Annotated in this window: 25 protein-coding genes; 4 read left to right on the forward strand and 21 right to left on the reverse strand. The window is 45.5% G+C overall.

All coding sequences use genetic code 11. The annotated features are described in order from the left end of the window. Positions 1 to 56: 56 nt before the first annotated feature. On the forward strand, positions 57 to 1253 hold the full coding sequence (locus DW757_RS08890; protein ID WP_008399502.1) for an IS256 family transposase: 1197 nt from the start codon (positions 57 to 59) through the stop codon (positions 1251 to 1253). Between the two features lie 303 nt (positions 1254 to 1556). Here DW757_RS08890 and DW757_RS08895 read toward each other — a convergent pair whose 3' ends face one another. From DW757_RS08895 to DW757_RS08920, 7 genes are all read right to left on the reverse strand, one after another. Then, positions 1557 to 1676, reverse strand: a complete 120-nt coding sequence (locus DW757_RS08895) for a homoserine O-succinyltransferase (RefSeq protein WP_008397418.1) — start codon at positions 1674 to 1676, stop codon at positions 1557 to 1559. Between the two features lie 31 nt (positions 1677 to 1707). Next, the gene (locus DW757_RS08900) at positions 1708 to 2934 is read right to left on the reverse strand and encodes a site-specific integrase (RefSeq protein ID WP_008397419.1); all 1227 of its coding nucleotides are present in this window, start codon (positions 2932 to 2934) and stop codon (positions 1708 to 1710) included. Positions 2935 to 3017: 83 nt separating this feature from the next. After that, positions 3018 to 3215, reverse strand: coding sequence for a helix-turn-helix domain-containing protein (locus DW757_RS17920; protein WP_227910184.1), 198 nt, complete (start codon positions 3213 to 3215; stop codon positions 3018 to 3020). A gap of 120 nt (positions 3216 to 3335) precedes the next feature. Further along, positions 3336 to 3551, reverse strand: a complete 216-nt coding sequence (locus DW757_RS17240; RefSeq protein WP_147355633.1) for a hypothetical protein — start codon at positions 3549 to 3551, stop codon at positions 3336 to 3338. A 34-nt stretch (positions 3552 to 3585) separates the two neighbouring features. Further along, positions 3586 to 4074 (reverse strand): zinc-ribbon domain-containing protein, encoded by a 489-nt coding sequence (locus tag DW757_RS08910; RefSeq protein ID WP_118751517.1) that lies wholly within the window; start codon positions 4072 to 4074, stop codon positions 3586 to 3588. A 19-nt stretch (positions 4075 to 4093) separates the two neighbouring features. Next, complete coding sequence (locus DW757_RS08915) at positions 4094 to 4435, reverse strand: hypothetical protein (RefSeq protein WP_118751518.1); 342 nt, start codon at positions 4433 to 4435, stop codon at positions 4094 to 4096. A 119-nt stretch (positions 4436 to 4554) separates the two neighbouring features. Then, on the reverse strand, positions 4555 to 4752 hold the full coding sequence (locus tag DW757_RS08920) for a hypothetical protein (RefSeq protein ID WP_147355634.1): 198 nt from the start codon (positions 4750 to 4752) through the stop codon (positions 4555 to 4557). A 156-nt stretch (positions 4753 to 4908) separates the two neighbouring features. On the opposite strand from DW757_RS08920, the gene DW757_RS08925 reads away from it, so the two are divergent. Beyond that, positions 4909 to 5127, forward strand: a complete 219-nt coding sequence (locus tag DW757_RS08925) for a helix-turn-helix transcriptional regulator (protein WP_118751520.1) — start codon at positions 4909 to 4911, stop codon at positions 5125 to 5127. 54 nt (positions 5128 to 5181) lie between these two features. Here DW757_RS08925 and DW757_RS08930 read toward each other — a convergent pair whose 3' ends face one another. The 4 genes from DW757_RS08930 to metA form a co-directional block, all read right to left on the reverse strand. Further along, a complete protein-coding gene (locus DW757_RS08930; RefSeq protein WP_147355635.1) occupies positions 5182 to 6228 on the reverse strand; it encodes a hypothetical protein in 1047 nt (348 codons plus the stop codon). Between the two features lie 739 nt (positions 6229 to 6967). Continuing rightward, a complete protein-coding gene (locus tag DW757_RS08935; protein WP_347559980.1) occupies positions 6968 to 7456 on the reverse strand; it encodes a BRO family protein in 489 nt (162 codons plus the stop codon). A 707-nt stretch (positions 7457 to 8163) separates the two neighbouring features. Further along, on the reverse strand, positions 8164 to 8358 hold the full coding sequence (locus DW757_RS08940; protein ID WP_118751523.1) for a hypothetical protein: 195 nt from the start codon (positions 8356 to 8358) through the stop codon (positions 8164 to 8166). Between the two features lie 175 nt (positions 8359 to 8533). Next, entirely contained in the window at positions 8534 to 9448 is a 915-nt protein-coding gene (metA, locus tag DW757_RS08945) for a homoserine O-succinyltransferase (RefSeq protein ID WP_118751524.1), read from the reverse strand. A 206-nt stretch (positions 9449 to 9654) separates the two neighbouring features. Here metA and DW757_RS08950 point away from each other — a divergent pair, with 206 nt between their 5' ends. Further along, positions 9655 to 10677, forward strand: coding sequence for a ferritin family protein (locus DW757_RS08950; protein WP_008397429.1), 1023 nt, complete (start codon positions 9655 to 9657; stop codon positions 10675 to 10677). On the opposite strand, the gene DW757_RS08955 is transcribed toward DW757_RS08950, so the two are convergent. The 7 genes from DW757_RS08955 to dapF (DW757_RS08990) form a co-directional block, all read right to left on the reverse strand. Continuing rightward, on the reverse strand, positions 10649 to 10849 hold the full coding sequence (locus DW757_RS08955) for a hypothetical protein (protein ID WP_021966213.1): 201 nt from the start codon (positions 10847 to 10849) through the stop codon (positions 10649 to 10651). The genes DW757_RS08950 and DW757_RS08955 overlap by 29 nt on opposite strands. Continuing rightward, positions 10846 to 12843, reverse strand: coding sequence for an NAD-dependent DNA ligase LigA (ligA, locus tag DW757_RS08960; RefSeq protein WP_182433282.1), 1998 nt, complete (start codon positions 12841 to 12843; stop codon positions 10846 to 10848). Before ligA ends, DW757_RS08955 begins: the two co-directional genes overlap by 4 nt. A 264-nt stretch (positions 12844 to 13107) precedes the next feature. After that, positions 13108 to 14007 (reverse strand): N-acetylmuramoyl-L-alanine amidase, encoded by a 900-nt coding sequence (locus DW757_RS08965; protein ID WP_118751525.1) that lies wholly within the window; start codon positions 14005 to 14007, stop codon positions 13108 to 13110. Between the two features lie 132 nt (positions 14008 to 14139). Continuing rightward, on the reverse strand, positions 14140 to 14949 hold the full coding sequence (gene dapF / locus DW757_RS08970) for a diaminopimelate epimerase (protein ID WP_008397434.1): 810 nt from the start codon (positions 14947 to 14949) through the stop codon (positions 14140 to 14142). Positions 14950 to 15033: 84 nt separating this feature from the next. Continuing rightward, a complete protein-coding gene (locus DW757_RS08975) occupies positions 15034 to 15585 on the reverse strand; it encodes an ANTAR domain-containing protein (protein WP_008397435.1) in 552 nt (183 codons plus the stop codon). 76 nt (positions 15586 to 15661) lie between these two features. Beyond that, the gene (locus tag DW757_RS08980) at positions 15662 to 17020 is read right to left on the reverse strand and encodes a glutamine synthetase family protein (RefSeq protein WP_182433284.1); all 1359 of its coding nucleotides are present in this window, start codon (positions 17018 to 17020) and stop codon (positions 15662 to 15664) included. 441 nt (positions 17021 to 17461) lie between these two features. Beyond that, the gene (dapF, locus tag DW757_RS08990) at positions 17462 to 18328 is read right to left on the reverse strand and encodes a diaminopimelate epimerase (RefSeq protein ID WP_021966209.1); all 867 of its coding nucleotides are present in this window, start codon (positions 18326 to 18328) and stop codon (positions 17462 to 17464) included. A gap of 303 nt (positions 18329 to 18631) precedes the next feature. Here dapF (DW757_RS08990) and DW757_RS08995 point away from each other — a divergent pair, with 303 nt between their 5' ends. Beyond that, a complete protein-coding gene (locus tag DW757_RS08995; protein WP_021966208.1) occupies positions 18632 to 19492 on the forward strand; it encodes an AraC family transcriptional regulator in 861 nt (286 codons plus the stop codon). Between the two features lie 14 nt (positions 19493 to 19506). On the opposite strand, the gene ytvI is transcribed toward DW757_RS08995, so the two are convergent. The 3 genes from ytvI to DW757_RS09010 form a co-directional block, all read right to left on the reverse strand. Then, the gene (gene ytvI, locus DW757_RS09000) at positions 19507 to 20646 is read right to left on the reverse strand and encodes a sporulation integral membrane protein YtvI (protein ID WP_015572941.1); all 1140 of its coding nucleotides are present in this window, start codon (positions 20644 to 20646) and stop codon (positions 19507 to 19509) included. A gap of 97 nt (positions 20647 to 20743) precedes the next feature. Further along, entirely contained in the window at positions 20744 to 21934 is a 1191-nt protein-coding gene (locus DW757_RS09005; protein ID WP_118751527.1) for a pyridoxal phosphate-dependent aminotransferase, read from the reverse strand. A gap of 57 nt (positions 21935 to 21991) precedes the next feature. After that, positions 21992 to 23311 carry an O-antigen polymerase gene (locus DW757_RS09010; RefSeq protein WP_118751575.1) on the reverse strand — a complete coding sequence of 440 codons (1320 nt, stop codon included), beginning with the start codon at positions 23309 to 23311 and terminating at the stop codon, positions 21992 to 21994. Between the last annotated feature and the right edge of the window lie 112 nt (positions 23312 to 23423).

Raw genomic sequence — 23423 nt, forward strand, 5'->3', positions numbered from 1 at the left:
CCGTTTGGTAAAATTAAGTCACCACAACCAAATCTATCAAAGGAGGCTATAAAACCATGTCTGATAAGATTATACAGCTAAATGAGGACTTAATAAAGCACGATTTAAAGGATCTTGTCCGCAGCAGTGTTGAAGAGACTTTAAATGCCCTGCTTGATAAGGAAGCCGACGAATTAGTTAACGCTGAAAAGTATGAGCGTTCTTCTGATCGCCAGGGATATCGTTCCGGCCATTATAAACGGAATCTCCATACAGCTGCAGGCGAAGTGGAGCTGAAAGTTCCAAAACTCAAGGGCATTCCTTTCGAGACGGCCATTATTGAAAGATATCGCCGCAGAGAATCTTCCGTGGAAGAAGCTCTGATTGAGATGTATCTGGCCGGTGTTTCTGTACGCCGCGTTGAGGATATCACCGAGGCTTTATGGGGAACAAAAGTATCTCCTGGAACCATCAGTAACCTGAACAAAAAGGCTTATGAACATATCGAAACCTGGCGTACCCGTCCGCTTTCTGGAAGCTATCCTTATGTTTACGTAGATGGCGTTTACCTGAAACGCAGCTGGGGCGGCGAAATCCAGAATGTTTCTGTTCTTGTTGCCATTGGCGTCAGCCAGGATGGCTGCCGGGAGATCCTTGGTGCCGCTGAAGGGATGAAGGAAGATCGTGAAAGCTGGCGTTCTTTCTTCGTATGGCTGAAGGAACGCGGGCTTACTGGTGTTCGATTGATCATTGGCGACAAGAACCTCGGCATGCTTGAAACGATTCCAGAAGTCTTTCCGGATGCCAGATATCAGCGTTGTACAGTTCATTTTTACAGAAATATATTTTCTGTTACGCCCCGTAACAAGATGAAAACAGTAGCGCTTATGCTCAAGGCAATCCATGCACAGGAGAGCAAGGATGCTGCTCGTGAAAAAGCGCTCCAGGTATCGGAAAAACTCCGGTCTATGAAGCTTGCCAAAGCTGCCAAAAAGGTGGAGGACGGAATCGAGGAAACCTTGACCTATATGGATTTTCCTACGCAGCATTGGACCCGGCTCCGGACCAATAACGCGATTGAGCGTCTCAACCGTGAGATTAAACGCCGTACAAAAGCGATCGGCGCTTTTCCTGACGGGCAGAGCGCCTTGATGCTCGTATGTGCCAGACTGCGTCATGTAGCAGCAACAAGCTGGGGAGCCAGACGTTACATGAATATGGATCATCTTTTCAATCCAGAAGAGGATCAGCTGTCTGATATCATAGCCGGCTGACTACCGGCTGCCAAACGGCAAGATTTTAATTTTGCGAAAAACTATTGACACAATCGAAAAAAGTGCTGCTGTTTCAGGGCTCCATCTGTTCTGAGCTGTTCCCGCTGATCAGTATAACTGACAAATCCCCCCGGCAGGACTGGCATTCTCCTTTCCTGCCGGAGGGACTGATTTTCTGGCGTTTCCCTTTTTTAATTTTCTGCTTCCTCTTTCTCTGATGCCAGCTCCGCCTTTACCTTTTCCATCTCTTCAGACGGCAGCCTCTCCCGTATTCCACGGAACTCAGGGAGAAAAACGTATTTCTCAATCCTCCGACAAAAGATACGGAGTCACCTGATATACATAGAAATTCAGCCAGTTGGTGTAGAGAGTGTTGGCCACGTTGCTTGTATTTACAGGAATTTCAACCTTTACTACCCCCATATTTTTTCCCTCTACCCCATTTTTACCCCATTTATATCTGCTTTTCAAATTCTCTTTCAATATTTATTTCTCTGCTGTCTTCCAGAGAAATAAAATATTCACTTAGCCTGCTGATTGCCTTCTCTTCACAATGTTTAAATACGGAAGTATACAAATCCATTGTCATTTGTAATGTAGAATGTCCCAAATACGTCTGTATTACTTTTGGTGATATTCCGGCTTCAAAACATCGTGTTGCAAACGTATGCCGAAAGCAATGCGGAGTAAACATTTCAAACTGCTCAATCTCGCTTCTGACTGAATTAATCTCGTTTACAATTTTCTTAATGGCATCAATTAGAATCTGGTCACAAATAGGCGTTGCGTATTTTGTAGTGAACAGTAGATTTTCAAACCCCTTTTCCGGCTTTGCTGACTGCCTCGAGATAATATTATTTCTTTGAATCAACTGTTTTTTCAATGCAATTTCACATTGTTTATTTATTGGAACTTTTCTATTGCTTGTTTTTGTTTTTGGGGGATTAATATGAAATGTCTTTCCGGTATCTCCCTCTAACTTCTGATACAGCAGAGTCTTTTCTACATTGATTTCTTTCTTCTCTAAATCAATATCATCCCATGTTAAAGCACATAGCTCACCTTGTCTCAGTCCCGTATTGACGGCAACAGTAAAGAGATTATCATAAAATGTACCTTTACAGCAATCAAAAAAATCTATCTGTTCTTCCACTGAAAATACTCTTTTATTTCTTTTGTTGTGCTTTGGAAGCCTGATACCTTTTGCAGGATTCCGAACAGCATAATTGTCAAGAATTGCTTTATTATACATATCGAGCAACATAACCCTGACTTTGTTTTGTGTTTGAAACTGTAAGCCCTGCTTATCTAACTCTTTTAATAATGCCCTTATGTGCAGCTGTGTTATGTCTTTTAACCTCTTATGTCCTAATAGCGGTTCAATATGCTTTTTAAAAACCTGTTTATAATAGACTCTGGTATTATCACGTATTACATTGTATTTATAGATTTCCAGCCAATTATCAAACCAAACAGATAAAGTTAAAGAATCATCTAATATCACATTCCCGATTGCATCATTATATTTGGCTTCGTTTAGTTTTCTTTTTAAAGAAGACAAATTTCTATCATATAATTCTTTACGCTTACCAAATTTATCTACATATCTTGCAGAATAAATACCGTCTACTTTTTGCCTGATTCCAACTCCTAATTCTTTACCTTTTAAATCTTTTCCCATATTAAATCCTTTCTAACAGATGAGAAAAGACCTATATAACATAACTTATTTTAAATCTTCTTTTGCACCGTATCAATACTTATTTATTTAATATTTCTTAAAATCCGGTTAACTGTACTTCTGCTCAATGCTGTCTCCTTACAGATGTCCGCAATTTTCATCCCCCCCTTATACAACAATAGAACTGTTTCTCCTTTTTCATTTTGCTTAGATGGCCTTCCCCCATTTCTGCCTCTGGCTTTTGCTGCTTTTAGTCCTTCCTTGGTTCTCTGACTAATCAAATCTCTTGTGTCAAAAAGTAAATAGATTATGATACGTTTTTTGATACTATTTTGAGTATAAAAAGAGGCATACTTACGTACACCTCTGATTTATATCTGAATCATTTATTATGAATTTAATTATTCTTTTATAGTTGGATTATAGGCTTCATTTGCAAGCTTCCGATTAAGATTAGAATGAATACACTGTGAAGCATATATACACGTATTTTCATTTGAACAATATGTTGTATTAAATCCCTCTAATCTATTTTTATAAGTCATTCTAACTGTTCTAACAGTAACATTTTCTGCTGTTAATGAACATCTTCCATTTTTCTCTGATATTTTTCCCATTCTAGCACCCCCTATCAACTGAATTTCAATGATTTTAAAATTTAAATTTACAGTTCATACAAACCCTATCTACTTTATTCGTTAAAAATCCTGTAGCTAAAGACCATTTTCTTGGAACCATCTGAATCTGAGTTGATCCACATTTAGGACATTTAACGATAGTATCATTTATTTTATCACTATTTTTAAATTCAAAATAAGGGTCTGTTTCTGGTCTAAAAGAAATTGTATCATATATAGAATGACATCGAGGACACATTATAGGCAGTCCTCCTGCTTCAAATTTGTAATCTCCATTATCAAGAATATTTCTTTTATACATAGTATTGATATACTTAAATTCTTGCCCACAGGAACACCTTAAATACAAATTTTGTATGCCTTTGTTATAGCAGTATACGATATTAGTATTTTCCTTACTTAACTTTTCTTGAGTTTGATTTAAAGGAAAACCACAATAAATACATTTTTCTGCTCTGTCACTTACTTCTTTTCCGCACTCTGGACATTGAATTAACGCCATAATTTCCCTCCATATTTTTCTATTTCATTTCTACCTGTTCACTCATAACATAGGCTATTGCACCTTTGTTTGCACCCTCAAGTAATTCTACCTTTGTTACAGCTATTCCTACATCCTTAACATAGACTTTTGTTCCATTTCCCTCTAATGCAATCTTTCCCCCCTCTACCATGGAGTTCATCATATTTTCATCGTTATTTTCGATAGCTTTAAGCCATTCATCTAACGCATCTCTCGATATAGCCAAAACAACCGATCCATATCCGTTGTCTTCTAATGTTGCATCATATGTTTTTATTTCATTTTTAGCAGTTTCTCCACTGTAATATTTTTTAACTAAATTCGTATCAGTCATAATCATAAAAATATCGTTTTCTGATACATTAAATTTTTTCTCTGCTTCTGTCCATATCTCATCAGCCTTTTTTTCAAGGTCTGCATCTGATATATCTGTATCGTATAATGGGGCAATTTGACCATTTATAAATGCAATATTTCCAATTTTTTACTTTCACTTAAATCTTCTTTTTCAATCGCTTTCTTAGTTTCCGGTTCCGTCGTCTCATTTATGGTTGTAGTTTCAACCGCTGTAGTTGCCATTTCTGTCGTCTGACTACTACATCCAATAAGTCCTACACTTGCTAAAAGCCCTATCAATAACATTTTCTTTTTCATCATTTTTTCTCCTATATTATATTCTTTTTAACGAATATGTATCTATACTACAACATTTATATTACACTTTCAACCAGAATCTTCTTTATATCGAAGATATTCGTATAAAAAAATAGGCTCTATGCTAATACTATCAACTAAGACAGGAGCATAAAACCTATGATTTTATTTGATCCCTTCTGGAAAATATGTGAAGAGTCTGGTGAAAACTGGTACACCCTTCATAATAAACATGGAATTTCTTTTTCTACTCTTCATAGATTAAAACATAATAAACCTATCTCTACTACCACTATCAACGACTTATGCCGGATTCTAAATTGTGATGTAAAAGATATCGCCACATATGTACCATGTGATGATGACCAAATTTTATAGAGTCCTGTTACACTATAACAACGACACTGGCAGCAGGACTTTATACACAATTCTTTAACAGACAGTATATAAAATTTCTTGTTTTTCTTTCATAATATCTTCTTTATTCTCAATTTTATAACGTACTTTATATCTATCTTCCGCTTCTTCAAAACTTTTCAATCCAAACAGTTTACAATAAACTTCTAGAACATCTGATCTTTCTTTTAAATCAAACGGATGTAAGTACAACTTACTACCTTGTCCAAATCCTCTCACTCTTCTTTTCCGATTTTTTTTGTAACTTTTATCTCTGCTTTCCATTATTTGTTTATATATGTAATATGCAACTTCCTCTTTTAGTATTTTTTGACTTTCTTCATACTCCTCTTTTGACAATAAGTATTTTTTCCCAATTATAACTTTATGTGCCTGAAAAGGTTTAAAACCGTATTTTTTTATCCTATTCTCAAATCTTTTTTTATATTTGGGAAATTTCTTATGGTTTCTCAAAGCATTCTGTAAAGAGCACTCTAATTCTTTACAAATTTCATTTTGAAGGTTTTCTACTATTGCTAATTCATCATCATCTAACTCAATTATATTATTATCTTTACTTTTTACCCAAATCAAATTATGTTCAATAATTCCTTGATTAGTTAACGATTTAAAGGCAGAATCATTAATTGTATTTAATTTATCACGAATCATCTGCTTAAAATACCAAATCACAGGAGTATCTTCTTCATTCCTTTTCCAAAATTCTTTATCTCCAATACCATATAATGCACTGAAAATTTCCCATGAAACTTTTGTAAAACTTCCTGCTTCTAAAATTAACTTTTCTACATATTGGATATATTTAGTATTATTTCTTCCACCACGATTTTCTTTTCTGAATATCGGTTCTGAATATTTTTCTGTTATTTTAATTCTATGTCCGGTTCCTATCTCTTCAAATTTTAAATATCTTTCAATTTCTTGTCGCATATATCTACGGGCAATTTGTCCATCTGGCTTCATTCCAAGTAAAAGCTGATATAAACTTGACTTCGATGGAAATTCTTGGTTCACATTAATTTCTGCTAAATTTTCTAAATTTACTATATATCTACTACTCATATTTATCCTTTCATATCAATTTAGGGTAGTTTTGAATTATATATATTTTTGAATTGTTTATACGCATTTCAAAACTACCCTATTATTACTATGCCGCTTCTATTCAGTCGCGGCTTAAAATTCAAATATTTATTGATTGTCTGATATGTTTCACAAATTTATTTAAACACATACATTTTGAAGAGTGATTTACGGCTTGTCCGTCAAAGCACTCGGAAAAATGCTTTATGTTTTAAATAAATTTTGAAATATATTAGACAAAGATTTAATTTAAATATATTTATATAAGATTGCGTAGCTTGCAAAAGCGAAGCAAGATTATTAAATTATTTAAATTAAATCTCCCTTAAAGGTAACGTATCTGCTACCATCTATTTCTAATTTTTTCCATTCGCATTTTTTGATAATATCCCCCCTTATAAAATACACTAAAATCAGTGATTTCCTTTGTTCCTGCATATATACACATATACTTTAGTAATATTATCTTTCCTATAAATATACCGTAATCATAATAAGTGTTTTTATCCTGTCACTATATTTTCCCTCCTCTTCCATTCTATTTTTTCTTTGGTAATCGCCTATCCCCTCCCTTCCTATTCCGTCTCCTCTAAACTTTACTTTTTCACGCCGTATAATCAGCTAGAATCCATTTTTATTTGTTCCATGATATTTTTATCCCCTTCCTTTACAAATTGAAAATATGCCTTTTATTTGTGTAAATTTAATTACTCCATCTCTACGATTTGTTGATTTTGTGTGGCAATCTTTCTTTTTGAGATTCAATAATTTCATTTTGTCTACGAACAGTTTGTAAAGTTACTTTAAATAACTGTTTTGTCATATCGTCAGCAAATGGAAGATAAGTATTAACAAAAAGTTCGTCATCATTTACATATCCACCTGTTTTACGAATTGAGGGAAGGACTTCTGATGTTACCCAATGTTTAAATCTCTGTGCTGATTCAAGTTTACTTCCAAAGATTAAAGCATATAAGCCTGATTCATTAATAATAATTGTTTTTTGTTTTCCTCCAGGTGTCATTATTTCAGTGACCCCTTTATCTTCATTCGTTACATGATTTGATACAGCATTGTTTAAAGATTTCCCTTTTCCATACCCTAATGCATTTGCTACGTCTTTCCCAACAAACCAAGGCTCATTGTTAATTATTAATGTTTTTACCTGACCAAACTCCTCATTATTAAAAATTTGTAATTCATTCATAATCATTTCTCCTTTTATCTTTATTTAATATATAAACTTTCATAGACAATAGAATTATTAGATTTTCCTATTATCCTTTTAAAACTGCTATTGACACAGCTTCCAAAGTTCTGAGAAACTATCTCATATGTTTCGTAATACTCTAATATCTATCTTTCTTTTCTCTAAAAAACAAAAAGACGCTAAATCAACAGACAGATTATGCTCCATCTAAATGATTTAACGCCTTTTCCTATTACTTCCTCTTTCGAGGGTTAGCAGTCCCCGGTATATATCAAATCACATGATATAACAAGACATTACGGTTTCATAACGGCTTATTCAATTTTCAGCATGGTTCTGCTACCTTTTCTTCACACCGCCTTTCCGTATTATATCTATCTTTAAAAGTCCACTATATTTCATCATACTGGGTTTTCTCCTTCAGATTTCAATTCTGTATGTGTTTGGTTGTAAAATACATTATATCACAATTTCATCTTTTTTAAAGTCCCCCAAATTTGCTCATGGTATAGCAAAAGTGGCTCTAAAAGCTCATAATAAGCCTTTAAAGCCACTTTACCTGTTTACCTTATATTTTTCCCATTTTAATTCTTGAAATGGATTTTCGTCTTAATAAACATCATTTTTACCAAATAATCCAGAGTAAAAAATTCTGCTCCAATGGAATGGTTCAAAAAATAAATTGTATTTTTTTTAATACAATCTTATTCTATAAACTCCGATAACTGATCATCTAAGTCAGTAAGCAGTAATTTTAATACCCTCATAACTGATTCTCCCTGTATATTCTGGCTCATTGCAAAGGCTTCTTCTAACAAGGCGATAAGGTTTAAAATTGATTCCATTTTAACTAACAGAACGTCTAAATCTACCTGTATAGCATCATTCATACCATTCATAATTATACTCCATTTCATAGTCTTTTTTGATGTTATATAGGTCTTTTCACTGGTTATATTTACTGCCCCATTTCTACCCCATTTAACTATCAAAAATGGGGTATTTTCGCCATTTTCCCGCAAAGTACTTTCATTGGATAAAGTGTCATTTTTCCCTTATTTTACAAGCCTTTTCTCAATCCTCCGACAAAAGATACGGAGTCACCTGATATACATAGAAATTCAGCCAGTTGGTGTAGAGAGTGTTGGCCACGTTGCGCCATTTCAGCGTCGGAACTGAAAACGGATCGTTGTCTTCATAGTAATTGTACGGTATCTCCGGATTCATTCCCTTGCTCAAATCCCTGTGATATTCATTGTTCAGCGTCATCCGATCGTATTCCGGATGTCCCTGCATAAATATCTGCCTTCCGTCCCGGCTCATCACCAGAAAAACGCCTGCCTGCTCAGAGCTGGACAAAAGCATCAGCTCCGGGTGCTTTGCCACATCCGCTTCCCTCACCTCTGTCCATCTGGAATGGGGGCAGTAGAAGTAATCATCCAGGCTCCTGACAAGGGGAACCTTCCTGTTCAGCACCTGATGCCGGTAGATGCCGGAGAGTTTCCTCTCCCTCTTATATTTAGGGATTCCGTAGTGGTAGTAAAGTCCCGCCTGAGCCCCCCAGCAGATGTGGAGGGTGGAGGTCACATGGGTTTTGCTCCACTCCATAATGTCCGTGAGCTCCTCCCAGTAGTTGACCTCCTCATACTCCATATTTTCCACAGGAGCCCCTGTAATAATCATTCCGTCATATTTTTTCCGTCTCACCTCGTCAAATGTCACATAAAACTTATTGAGATGGCTGGCAGATGTATTTTTCGAGACGTGGGACGAGAGCATCAAAAAAGTACAGTCCACCTGCAGCGGAGTGTTGGAAAGAGCCCTCAAAAGCTGTGTTTCCGTTTCCTCCTTGATCGGCATCAGATTCAGAATCAGGATTTCCAGCGGCCTGATGTCCTGTCTTAAGGCCCTGTCCTCATCCATCATAAAAATGTTTTCCGCTTCCAGAATCGCCTTTGCCGGCAGATCCTTCTGTATTTTAATAGGCATAACATCCCTCCATTTTACTGTCAGTAAGGCAGCTCTTCCTCCTGTCTGCGTTTTGTCTTTCGCTTCGCAAAAAGGCGGACTGCCGTAGGGTATCATATCACATTTTAAACATAATTGCCAGCGTGACTCATAAAATAGAATAAATAAAACCCGAAAGGCGTAACAGCAGAAGCTGTCCTATCTGCTGTTATGGAAAGGAAATTTTCATGCAGGAATCGGATTTTTCCAATGTTCAGGAACAGAATGAGGCTCTTACCGCCCAGTCTGCCTCAGGTTCGTCAGACCATATGAAGCAGGTCTCTGTCAGACAGACGGTTTCGCAGACAGGTCAGCCTCTGAAAGGCCAGGTCATCTATCAGAATCATATCAGAAAGCAGCCCTCCAAGGGCCAGGATAGCTGTCAGCCGAACGGCTCCCCAAGCCAAGGAAGCCTGTCTTCCTTTTCTTCCATGCACATTCAGGACGCCGACCCACGCGCCAGAAACAGAGCGGACAAAAACCGCTTTGACAGCTGCAAAACGGAGGCTGAGATGGAGGAGACAAACCGATCCGAGATAAACCGGGCTGAAAAAAACGGCGAAACGGCTGAGGCTTCAAGATCTCAGCTCAAAAGTCAGGGAATCAGAAAAGACAGTCCGTGTGCGCCCGGAAACTCAGGCCCGGGAGAGGCTTTTCCCGGCGGGCCCCGCTGCGGCGAATTTCATCCCCATGGCCTTCGCCCCGGCGAGCAGGCCTTCCGCGCAGCCACCCCCTACCCTCCCGTCAAGGCCGGATGCCAGAATCCCCGCTATGCCTCTGCAATGCTTGACAATCTGGGCGGCCAGTTCTCAGAGATGACGGCTGTGGGACAGTATTTTTATTCCTCTCTTCTCTCCGCCGAATGCCCGGAAATTTCTGAGACCTTCCACCAGGTCAATATCGTGGAAATGCATCACCTGAAAATCTTCGGTCAGCTCGCCATGCAGCTAGGCGCAGATCCCAGGCTCTGGACCAGAAGCCTGCGCACCGGAAGGTATATGTACTGGGATGCCGGTTATCTGCACTACTCCTCCTCTATCAAGAAACTTCTCTCTGCTGCCATCGCCTCAGAGCGGGAAGCCTGCAGCAAATACCTGAAACAGGCATCCTGGATTCAGGATCCCAATATCTGCGACAATCTGAAACGAATTGCCGCAGACGAGCAGATGCATGCAGAGCTGTTTACACGTCTGTTTCACAAATACTGCTGAGAACCAGAGAGCGCATCAGAAGTTTCCCCGGGCCGGTCAGAGCGCATCCCTCCAGGATGCCCTGACCGCAGCCCTCTGCTGTTCTTCTGGTGCGCTCTGCCAAACAGTCTGTATTTATCTTTCCCGGGAGAGCCTGCTTTTCTCTCTCCCGCCAATCCTGCTTCTTTCTCACTGCTCCTCAGAGTCTGTTCCCAGCATTTCTATAAACTGCTCCTCTGTGATAACAGGAATCCCAAGCTCCCTGGCTTTCTTATTCTTAGAAGAATTTGATGCGGCATCATTGTTGATCAGATAGCTGGTTTTTGCTGTGACGCTTCCCGTCACCTTCCCCCCTCTGGACTCAATGATCTCCTGAACCTCCTTGCGGTTCTTAAAGTGCTCCACCGAGCCTGTGATGACAAACACAAGCCCTTCAAAGAGCTCTGTCCTCTCCCCTTCCTCCTTTGGAGCAGCCTCTATGGTCAGCTCCTCCATCAGCCGGTCCACCATCTGGTTATTCTTTTCATCTGCGAAGAACTGGATCCAGGCGTCGGCAAGCACCTCGCCGATTCCGTCCACCGCTGTCAGCTCTTCCTTTCCCGCGCAGCGCATGGCATGAAAATCATACTGGAAATGGCGGCACAGCATCTTGGCGTTGGCAAGCCCGATTCCTGCCACACCCAGGCCGTACACGACCCGGGGAAGGGTTGTGTCTGCGGCCCTCTTCACCGCCTCTGTCAGCTTATCGAAGGATTTCTTCCCAAAGCCCTCCATATTTACAATCTCCTCCTCATGCCTGTCCAGATGAAAAATATCCGCATATTCGTGAATAAAGCCTCTGGCGATGAACTTTTCCAGGGTCGCCTCGGACAGTCCCCCTATATTGAGGGCGTCCCTGCTGGTAAACAGGGTAAAGCTCTTGATCTTCTTAGCCTGACAGTCCGGATTGGTGCAGTACAGCGATTTGACATCGTTTACCTTCCGCACCTCTGTCTTTCCGCCGCAGACCGGACAGGTTTCGGGAATGTCCCTTACTCCGCTTCTTGTAAGGTTGTCTGCGATCTGGGGGATAATCATATTGGCCTTGTAAACGGTGATGCGGTCTCCCTCTCCCAGCTCCAGGGCCTCCATGATGCTGATATTGTGGACGCTGGCCCTGCTTACTGTCGTGCCCTCCAGCTCCACCGGCTCAAATACTGCCACCGGGTTGATAAGCCCTGTCCTGGACGCGCTCCACTCAATATAGGAAAGGGTTGTCTCCTGGATCTCATCCGCCCATTTAAAGGCAATGGAGTCTCTGGGAAATTTGGCAGTCCTTCCCAGGGACTGTCCATAGGCAATATCGTCAAACAGCAGAACCAGCCCGTCTGACGGCACGTCATTCTTCTCCACAGCCTCGGAAAAAGATGCCACAGCCGCCTCAAGGGTATCTGCCGTCACCAGCCGGTATTCCACCGTTTCAAAGCCCTGGGACTTAAGCCACAGGAACTGTTCCTCCCTGGAATTTTTAAAATCCACTCCGTCGGCAGACACCAGGCTGAATGCGAAAAATCTCACCTTTCTCTGAGCCGTAACCTCACTGTTCAGCTGCCTCACAGACCCGCTGCACAGGTTTCTGGGGTTTTTGTATCTGGCATCCACATCCTCAATCTCCTCATTGATTTTCAGAAAATCTGAATACCGGATCACTGCCTCCCCGCGGAGCACAAGCTGCCCCTTGTAGGGAATGGTCATGGGAACGTTGACGAAAGTTTTCGCATTGTTTGTGATCACCTCGCCGATCTCTCCGTTTCCTCTGGTAACCGCCTTCACAAGTTTTCCCTCTTCATAGGTCAGGACAATCGTGAGACCGTCCATTTTCCAGGAAAGGAGCCCGCTCTGCTCTCCCAGCCATTCCTTCAGCTCCTCCACGCTCTTTGTCTTGTTCAGTGAGAGCATAGGACTTTCATGTCTCTCCTTCGGAAGGGAGCTGACCACCTCATAGCCTACATTCTGTGTCGGGCTGTTTCCAAATACAGTCCCCGTCTCCCGCTCCAGCTCAAGAAGTTCATCGTAGAGCCGATCGTACTCAAAGTTACTCATGACTTCCCGGCTTTCCTGGTAATAGGCCCGTCCCGCCTCCCGGAGAATCCCTATCAGCTCCTTCATTCGCTCCAGCTTTCCACTCTGCTTTTCTTCTATCTTCATCTGTCTTTCCCGGCTTCCTTTCTCACTTTTTGCTGACTGCCAGGCCGTCTGCCCCATCCTCTTTCGCAGGCTTGCGGCCTTAGCTTTCTGTCTCTGTTCTCTTTTTCTGATTCCCTTTCTATTCTTCTTTATACGTATGATTCATTTTACTAAAAATTGCCTTCCCTGTCCAGTTTGTCCTCCTTCCGGGCAATCCATTCCGCAAGATCCGTCCCGGCCATCGAAAAGGGCGCTGCCGCCTCATTTTGCCGCAGCGCCCTCCTTTTACATGGAAGACTCCATCTTCTTTTTGTCCTCTGTGCTGTAATCTCTCACTATCATGGTGGCATATCCGTGATCCCTAAGCTCTGCTTCGAGAGCCGCCGCGTAGTCCAGATTCCGGAAGGCGCCGACTCTCACCTTGTAATACCCATCCTCGTAGACGAGATAGGCGGGATAGCCCTGCGACTGAAGCTGAATGAGCTGCTGCTCTGCCAGGGCCCGCATCCGGTAGGCCCCTGTCTGTACCATATAGTAGACAGGCGGCTTCTCTCTCTCGTCTCTGGCGGCAGCCTTCTCAATTCCCGCGGCGATTGCCTCTGCGATCTCCTCAAACTTTTCATCAAACATGCGGTTATCCTCCGGATTGTCTATAAATCCTGCCTCCACAAGGACCGCCGGCATCTGTGTCCTTCTCAGGACTACCAGTCCCGGCCTCTCCACCACTCCCAGATCCTGAAAACCAGTTTTTTTCAGTTCCTCATTGATCTCTCTTGCCAAAATTCCCCGGAATCCCTCATCCGCATAAACAAGTGTCATAATCCCTGATGCATTTTCGGGCACTCCGGCTGCATTTCTGTGGATGGAAACAAAATAATCGGCCTCTGCGTTGTTCCCCATCTGGGCCTTCTCGTAAGGCGTATCATACACGTCGCTGACTCTCGTATAAACTACCTCGAACCCCCGGTCCTCCAGGAGCGAGCCTACCGCCAGGGCAAGCCGCAGCGCATCATCTTTTTCCTGTCTTCCAAAATATACAGCCCCCGGATCTCTGGTTCCCCCGTGTCCCGCATCTATCACAACTCTCTTTTTCATATTAAGAAAAAGGCTCCTTTCTGTTCTGTGCCGGAAGAAGATACCGGAATGTACGCTGCTGCAGTCTTCAGCCTCTTTTCTCTTTCCCATTCCTTCCTCTCTGGCAGCTCTGTTCCTTTTCTGAGCTAAGAAACATAAGATGCCAGCCGGCAGTTCTACTTTATTCTATGAAGAACAATAAAAAAAGTGTAGCCTTTCCCCGGAAAGAAGGATCTGTAGCTTCTAGGGGATCGCAATCTCGCCGTTAAATACCTCCACGGCCGGTCCTGTCATATACACCGTATCCTTTTCTCTGTCCCACTCGATGGTCAGGCAGCCTCCCAGAAGCTCCACCTCCACCAATGTGTCGGTATACCCGGACAGGATGCTGGCCACTGCGCTGGCACAGGCCCCTGTTCCGCAGGCCATGGTCTCCCCTGACCCCCGTTCCCACACTCTCATTCTGATATGTCCTCTGTCTATCACCTGGACGAACTCCGTATTGGTGCGGTCAGGGAATCTCCTGTGGCACTCAAATTTCGGTCCGATGCTCTCAAGAGGGACAGCGGCTGTGTCATCCACAAACAGCACTGCATGGGGATTTCCCATAGAAATCCCGATAAACTGATATTCCTTTCCATCCACCTCAATGGATTCCGGAATTTCTGAGGTCTGTTCCGGCCTTCCCATATCCACAGTCAGCTGGACAGCCTTCCCATTCTCCTCCTTTACCGTAAGGGTTTTGATCCCGGAGGCCGTCTCCACGGTGAGAACCTTCCTGTCTGCCGGCACAATCCCGTGATCGTAAGCGTATTTTCCCACACAGCGAATCCCGTTTCCGCACATGGCTCCCCTGGAACCGTCCAGATTGTACATATCCATCTGGCAGTCTGCCACCTTGGACGGTTTGATGAGGATCAGGCCGTCTGAACCGATCCCGAAATGGCGGTTGCTCACAAAAACGGCCGTTTTTTCCGGGTTTTCCACAGTCTCCTTAAAGCAGTCCACATATACATAGTCATTTCCAAGTCCCTGCATCTTTGTAAACTTCATGTTTCTTCCTCCTGTTGCTTCCTTCCTGGTATAATTTCTTTTCTATCATTATCTGTATGCCTGGTTTTTCAATATCCTGATTTGTCAGCTCTGCCGGTACAGGCGGATCACCATGGCCGCAGACTCCGGCAGGCTGGTGCCGCTGTCCATGCTGCATTTCTGCAGGTAGCGGTGGGCCTGGGGCTCCGTCATCCGGTTTCTGTCCATCAGTATCCGTTTAGCCTCAGCCACCAGGCGCTTTTCCTCCTCGCTTCTCTCCCGCTTCAGGCTTCTCAGCCGTCTCTCCTTCTGCACAGCTATCTGCTCCATCATCCTGACCGTGCCGACCAGATCCTTCACTGTAAACGGCGCAGGAAGACAGACGATCTCTCCCATCCTCTCACCGCTCCAGAGGCTGGGCGAGGCAGCTAACAGCATCTCGAACCGGTCGGACAGCTGTTCCCTCAGCTGTCTGCAGTTCATATCCCCGAACCGGTAGCCGCAGACGACGATGCCTGAACCCAAAAGTCCTGACTGGCTCAGCACCTGGGCTCCGCAGGTACAGACAGTCACAGCCAAAAATCCGCTTTTTACCAGTATGCTCTTTATTTTCCGCCCATCCTCCTGTCTTGCAAAAGCCACAATTATGTTCGTCACGTCCTCCGCCTTTCTGTCCTAAGCCTGTATCCTGCCTTCCCGGCTGTCCCGTTTTCCAGCGCCCAAAATCTGTCTGTCAATATCTGGAAAGATACTCCCGAAGCTCCCAGTCGCTCACCCAGGATATATGGCGCTTCCACTCTTTAAGCTTCATTTCTGCATAAAAGGAGAACAGTCTCTCTCCCAGCAGCTTTCTCATCCCTGCGCTCTCTGAAAACACGGAGACTGCCTCTCCCAGCGTAGAGGGAAGTTCCTGCCTTTTGATGTCCTTTTGTATTTTGGCCCTCTCCTCCTGCTCCCCAAATCCAGCTGCCAGCACAGCCGCAAGGGCCAGGTAGGGATTTACGGAGGAGTCAGCCAGGAAAAACTGAAGCCCCGTCTCCGAACTCCGGACAAAGTCCTCCCTGTCAGCTCCCTCTTCTCTGAGAGCCGCAAGACGCCGGTAGGAATTTACCAGTGGATTTGTTAAAAGAGCCATCTCCCCCAGACTCTGTCTGAGACGTTCTGCTGCCTCCAGGCACAATGCCTTCCTTTCCTTTTCCTCTCCCCGACTCTTCTGTATAAGCTCCGGCAAAACCTCTATCTCAAGCCCTGAGCCCCCGAATCCATTCAGCGGCTTTGGCATAAAGGATGCGTGAAGGCCATGGCTTTTTGCAGTTCTGCGTATGATAGCCCGAAATGCCAGCAGCTCATCTGCGGCCTGCACTCCTCTCCTGGCCTTCAGGCGGAAAACATGCTGTCCGGGCGCGCACCCGTGGGTCACATACTCCACCTGGATTCCCGCTTCCTCAAGTCCTAGGAGCATGTCGCGGCGCACGCTTTCTGCCAGGTCAATGGTTCCTCCGTCGCAGTATCCCGCCGTCTCGTGGGTGACAGTCGTGGCCCTTCCTTCCTCATCGGTGTGAAACAGGAAAAACTCGCAGCCAAAGGCAAACTGAAAGGTGCGCCCTCTTCTCTCCTGGCGGAGAAGTTCCCTTTTCAGCACCTCTCTGGAATCGCTCCACATGGGATTTCCCTCCCGGTCTGTCACCTGGCAGATAACCCGGGCCGCATCTCCCGTTCCCGTCTCCCAGCTCATGGGAAGCCACGTATCCCACTCCGGTTTTAGGAAAACCATCTCTCTGCGTTTGCTTCCCCTTTTCCTGCCCTCTCCTAATTCAGGCCGCTCCTCTGTTTCCCCTGTCACCGCCTCTGCCTCCACGGCCTCCAGCCTCTCCCAACCGGGTTCTGCCCTTCCGGGAATTTCCACAGATTTCAGCCGTCCGCACAGATCAGAAAACTGCAGTTTAATAATATCAGCCGTTTTCTCATCCAGTTCCAGAGCCGTCTCCCTGTCCATTTCGGCCGCTTCTTCCCCCTCCAGCTCTATGAGCTCTTCTGCCTGTCCGCTTTCTCTTTTCTCCCCTCTGCTTCCTTCCTGTTTTTCTAACTCCACCTTTTCTCAGCTCCTTCCCTTCTGATTTTATCATTTTTCTGAATTTAAGAATATCATATCTGAGCGCTTTGGCACCTTTCACAGGAAATCCGCTTCCCTGTGCAAAAAAGTGTGCGCCTTGGCGCACACTCGCGCCGAGCGCGGTTGCCTTCAGGCAATTTTTACCTTGCGCGCGAGTGCGCATCAACGGCATTCTTCCTTTCCAACCCAGTGCGATCCCCGCGGAGCGTTATTATATAATGGGGAACGAAGTTTCCTGTTATATAATAACAAAAGAGAGAGCTCCCTTTGCAGAAAGCTCCCTCGCTCTTTTTTTACTATAACAGCGGCGTCCCTGTTTGTCAATTTCTATTTGTCAATTTTGGTCTTCCGATTTTTTATCTGTCGTTTTTTTGTCTGCCGGTTTCTGTCTGCAGCTTTGCCAGAATCTCCCGATGCAGCTCAGCTCCGATCCGCCTTCCTGAGCTTCTCCACCATCTCGCAGCCCAGAGTCATATTTCCGATATAGCCGACCTCTCCGGTCATGTACACCACTCCGTCCTCCTTTATCTCCACCTCAAGGATTCCTCCGGGCATGTGCACATACATATTTCGGTCTGCAAGACCCAGCCGGTTTGCCGCACAGGCAGCAGCACAGGCGCAGCTTCCTGACGCCAGTGTATATCCTGCGCCTCTCTCATAGATTTCAATCTGAATGTTTGTCCTGTCGAGAACATTTAAAAGCTGGGTGTTCACCTTTTCCGGGAAGCAGGGGGCGTTCTCCGAGTGTTCTCCAATCCGGCAGACCAGTTCTTTAGAGATCTCATTCATCCAGATGACACAGTGAGGATTTCCAATGGACAGGCAGGTAGTTATATAGGGGATTTTCCCGAACACCATGGTCTGATTGACCATCTCTCTGCGCTCTCCCGTCACGGGTATCTCATCACTCCAGAAAGTAGGTTTTCCCATGGAAATTTTAACGCGGGTTCCCTCCTCATTGAGGTAGTACACGGTCACCGGACCGCCCAGCGTCATCCAGGATACCTTTGTCTTCTGCACATATCCCGCATCCCTCAGATATCTGGCAAAAATCCCCATGCCGTTTCCGCTCTTCGGGGCCTCGCTTCCATCCGGGTTATAGATCTTCACATACATCTGCTCTCCGTCCAGTATCGGCCCCTCCAGAATTCCGTCTGAACCGATGCCAAAATTTCTGTCACAGAGCATCTTCACCTGCTCCTCCCCCAGCTTCATCTCATTTTTATTTGGATCAAAAACCAGGTAATCATTTCCCATGCAGTGATATTTTTCAAGTACAGCCTTCAATGATAACTCCTCCCTTCAGCCGGAAATCTGATGCCCGCCTTCCTGCGGCGCGGCATCTTAGCTCTCCATTATTTTTATTTTACACCGCACTATCCGCAAATAATATAAGTTTTCTGCTCTTTATCTTGCATTTAGTGCTCTGTTTCCATTATAATTTTGGTAACAGTTCAACCATGCGAAGATTGGGACAGGAAAATGCCAAGGCGGACGCCAGATGCTTCCCCGCCCGCTTTAAGCGGGCAAGAAGATACATGGCTTGGCTGTAACTGATTTTACTATTATGAAAAACAGGGAGGTTTTTGCTTGAGCTCATTTTGCCATTTATCAGAGGAGGAATACGAAAAGCGCGGCTATCTGTCTGAGGAATTCCGCCTGTTCCACCTGACTCAGCCAGTCAGGGCTCCCATTGCCTACCATTATCACGATTTCGACAAGGCAGTCGTCTTTCTTGGCGGCGCCTCCGGCTACAGCATCGAGGGCACCTCCTACACCCTGGAGCCCTATGACATCGTGCTGGTTCCCCACTACTCGATCCACAGACCGGAGATAGAACCGGGAGCCCCTTACAGCCGGCTGATTCTCTACCTTTCCCCTGAATTCCTGGCCTCTGAGGAGGGGGGAGGGGGAAAGCTCTCACGGCTGTTTTCCTCTGCAGGTGAAACCAGCTCCTATGTTCTGCGCCTGCCTTCCATGAAGAACAGTCTCCTGTTTGAGTCCCTTTTAAGGCTGGAAAAGGCCTGCTCAGAGCAGGGCTTCTGCGATGTTCTCCTGCGCCGCCTGCTGCTTATGGAATTTCTCATCTATCTGAGCAGAGCCGCGCTGTCCGGGGAGGCCGTCCCTCTGACGGCTGCCTGTCCCAACGCCGCCGTCCTCTCTCTGATGCGCCTGATCTGCGAAAATCCTGCCGCCGATTTTTCCATCGACGCTCTGGCCTCCCGCGTCTTTTTAAGCCGCTCCCACATGATGCGGCTTTTTAAACGGGAAACCGGCTGCACCCTCATGGAATACATCAATGAGAAGCGGCTCTTAATGGCCAGGGCTCTGTTAGATTCCGGTCTTTCGGTAACGGAAACCTGCTACCGCTGCGGCTTTAAAAACTATTCCGCCTTCCTGAGAGCCTACAAAAAGTCCTTCGGCTCTCCTCCAGGGCGCAGAAAACTGTAAACAGCACAGGCATCCTATTGCTGCCCGTCTCTTCCTCCCCGGCGGAACTCGTTTATATCCCGGATCAGGATTTTAACATTTTCAATCAGGGAGTCAAAAGCCCCGTATTTATAAAAATTGATAAAGATAAGCCCAATCGGCACAGCCAGGATCATGCCGGCCAGCCCCTTCATCTTAAATCCAAGATACAGCAGAAACAGCGTCATCAGAGGCGGCAGTCCCATGGAATCTCCGACTATCTTCGGCTGAATGAGCTGCCTTGCCACCTGAGTGACCACATAGAGGATCAAAAGCCCTGCCGCATAGCCGTAATCGCCGGTAAAGAGCTTTACCGCCGCCCAGGGAAACAGCGCTGTCCCTGTCCCGAAGACAGGCAGAAAATCCAGTATAGAAATCAGGACAGCCAGGACGAGGCCATAGCTTACATCGAGAAACAGAAAGCCCACGGCCAGGATTACCGCAACCACAAACATAATCCGAAACTGTGCAAGAAAATAGCCTCCAATCACTCCCCTTGCATCCTTCTTCAGATAGGCTATATACCGCAGGATAAATTCCGGCAGGATTTTTCTCAGCCATTCCATGATCCGCTCCTGCTCCGCGATGAAAATATAGGCGGACAGAATCGTGATTACGGTATTCACCAGCGCATTGGGAATGCCCTTTGCCACATTTCCTGCGATCTCCACCGTCGGAGCAGCTGCTTTCGATACAATCTCTCCCATGTAGCTTCCCAGATTTTCCGTGAACCTTACCACTGTCTCCTGGAACTCATCAGGCAGAAATTCAAAAAGCCGCCCTCCATTTTCCAGGGCTCCGCGTATCTCCAAAGCCGCGTTCTCGTAGAGAGCCGGCAGATCTCCGATGAAGTCTCTGATTTCCGTATACAGTTTTCCGATCACCAGATAGAGGAGCAGGATAATGAGTGCCAGAACTCCCACGATAATCAGAGCAGAGCCGTGTTTTCTCACAATCCTCATCCTTCTCTCGAGAAACCGGACCAGAGGGTTGGCTATCAGCGCAATGACCCAGCCGATGACAAAGGGGATAAAAAATCCCAGCAGCTTTGGTCCCCAGAAACACACCAGATAGATTCCTGTCAGAGGAATCAGAATATTAAGAATTGTCCTCAGATATCTTTTTGCCTCTTCCATATGCCAGCCTCCTGACTCTGCCAATCCCTCATGATCTGCCTATGCTCAGACACTCCCTGTTCTCTTATTTTATCCTGTCCTTTTCCAGACTCCCCGCCTATTTCGTCAGTCCGTAATACTCTGCGATCGCCCTGAAGGCCGGAAGGGATCTCTCAATCATCTCATAGGATACACAGTAGGCAATCCTCACATAGCCGGGACACGCAAAGGAACTTCCGGGAACCACCAGCACGTGATGTTCCTTGGCCTTCTCGCAGAACTCCTTCTCATCTGCCGGAGTCTTCATAAACAGGTAAAACGCCCCCTCCGGCTTAATGCACTCAAAGCCGCATTCCCTCAGCCCGTTATAGAGGAGGTTTCGGTTTCTGTCGTAGGCATCCACATTCACCTCGGCGTCCACACATCTCATAATCACCCTCTGCATCAGAGACGGAGCATTGACACAGCCCAGCACACGGTTTGCGATAACCGCCGCTGAGAAGACGGCCTTCGCCTCCTCCATCTCGTCCGGGATGAGCAGATAGCCAATCCGTTCTCCGGGAAGAGAGAGAGATTTGCTGTAGGAGTAGCAGACAGCGGTGTTTCTGTAATACTTCGTAACAAAGGGAACCACCGCCCCGTCGTAGGCCAGCTCCCTGTAAGGCTCGTCGGAAATCAGCACGATGGGATGGCCGAACTCTCTCTCCTTTTCTTCCAGAATGCCTGCCATGGCTCTCAGCGTTTCCTCCGAATAGATCACGCCCGTGGGATTGTTGGGCGTATTGATAATCACAGCCTTTGTCTTTTCCGTGATGCGCTTCTCAAACTCCGAAAGGTTCGGCTGAAAGTCCTTGGTATTCGGCGGGATCACCACCAGCTCCCCGTCATAATTGCGGACGTAGGAGCCATACTCCACAAAATACGGGGCAAAGGCAATCACCTGCTCACCGGGATTTAAGAGAGTTTTCAGGAGCACGTTCAGCCCGCTGGCCGCCCCCACTGTCATCAGGATGTTGTCCTGGTGAAAGGCTGTGCCAAAACGTCTGTTTAAGGACTGGGCAATGGCCTCCCTCACATCCTCATACCCTGCATTGCTCATATAGCCGTGGACAAACAGGGAATCCTCCTCTCTCAGAATATCCGAAATGGCCTGCTCCACCTCCTTCGGCGCCGGAACGCTGGGGTTTCCCAGGCTGAAATCATACACATTCTCTGCCCCGTAGACAGCGGCCATCTTTTTCCCTTCCTCAAACATCATCCTGATGGCTGAGTTGTTTTTGAGCAATGGCTGCATTTTTTCTGAAATCATAACCTTCCTCTCCTCTCATTGTTTTTTTGCTGCAGATGTTTTTATCTCCAGGCTCTCTTACTGACGCCACTCCACGTACACTGCCGCGGCCCCTGTCAGGACCAGATAGAACCAGGTGGCCGGGTTGCTGAACCAGGTGGTGAAAAAAGACAGGCCAAAGTACACGGCAATCTGGGCATACAGAAGATACCCGATCGGGTTCCTGATATGCTTCACCATATCGGTCAGATAGAAGGCCAGCGCTCCCAGCGCACAGGCCAGAAGCACGACGCCGATGAGCCCGAAGTCGTAGTAGGCGTCATAGAACAGGGTAACTGTTGTCAGTTCCTTCTTTGTGGTGAAAAGCTCAAAGGCTGTCAGCTGCGGAAAGAGAAATTTAAGGCCCGTCAGTGCCCAGAGCGGGAAGAGCATTCTGAGTCCGAAGCTGTGGCTGTGCCCTGCCGCCAGAGCCTCCACCAGACAGTCAAAGTTATCATAGTTATTTGCAATATACATATAGGGCTGCGTAATAAAAATCGGCATCCTGCTGTTTTTCATCTCAAAAATTCCGTTCAGATACTCCACATCGTGGCTTCTGGCAATGGTCAGAATCACATAGACGATCACCATGACCACAAACAGCCCCGCTGCCCCTATCATCATCTGCAGAGGATCAATATGAATATCCATCATCAGATAGGTGAGCACCGCCAGGGCCACTGCCAGGATCAGCTGAAACCTGGAAACGCAGAGAATCGGAATCAGCAGGGCTATCACGTCCATACCTATCAGGATCCCTGTCTTTAACCTGTCCCGCCCTCCATTGGAGTGAAAGAATATAACCGTAAGGGCCGGTACCAGCACACAGGATACGGTAAAATAGTGGACTCCCGTAATGTGAAAATAGGAATATGCGTGAGGCACTCCCCTGAGGAAAAACGGCACATATCCGAGAATCACCGCCTCTGCCGCGAAGCAGAGCAGGGAAACGACCGCTATGGCCACGGCACACACAAACACCGGCTCCTCGCAGGAACGGAAATCGTGCCAGCGCTTCTGCCCTTTCCACCTAGCAGCGTAGCTGTTATAGTTATTCCGGCCTCTCCTCTCAAAAAACTCATAGGCAAAATAAAAACCCAGGAAGGCAGCCAGAAAGCAGAGCCATGTCATCAGGCTCCAGTCCCTTGCCAGGCGGCTCAGCTTCAGACAGGAAATTCCCTGCCCGCCCACCCAGGCCAGAGAAAAAATTCCTCTCAGATGGATGCAGTTCCCCGTTCTTCTGAACTCTCTCACGTAGAGGTAAACGGCTGCGCCTATCAGGAAAATTCCTGAAAAATAGTAATGACCCATCATGGCCGTCAGAAAAGAGGCCAGATAGCATATCAGGTAAACAATCATCTTCTTCATCCTCACGTACATGATATTCAGGAAACCTTCGTTTCCTCCGGGCAGTCCGCCCCCTGCCGATGACAGACTCTGCTCCTCCTAAAGCGTCTGCTTCCTGCGAAAG

It is taken from the genome of Clostridium sp. AM29-11AC (genome assembly GCF_003480545.1).
GTDB lineage: Bacteria > Bacillota > Clostridia > Lachnospirales > Lachnospiraceae > Otoolea > Otoolea saccharolyticum_A.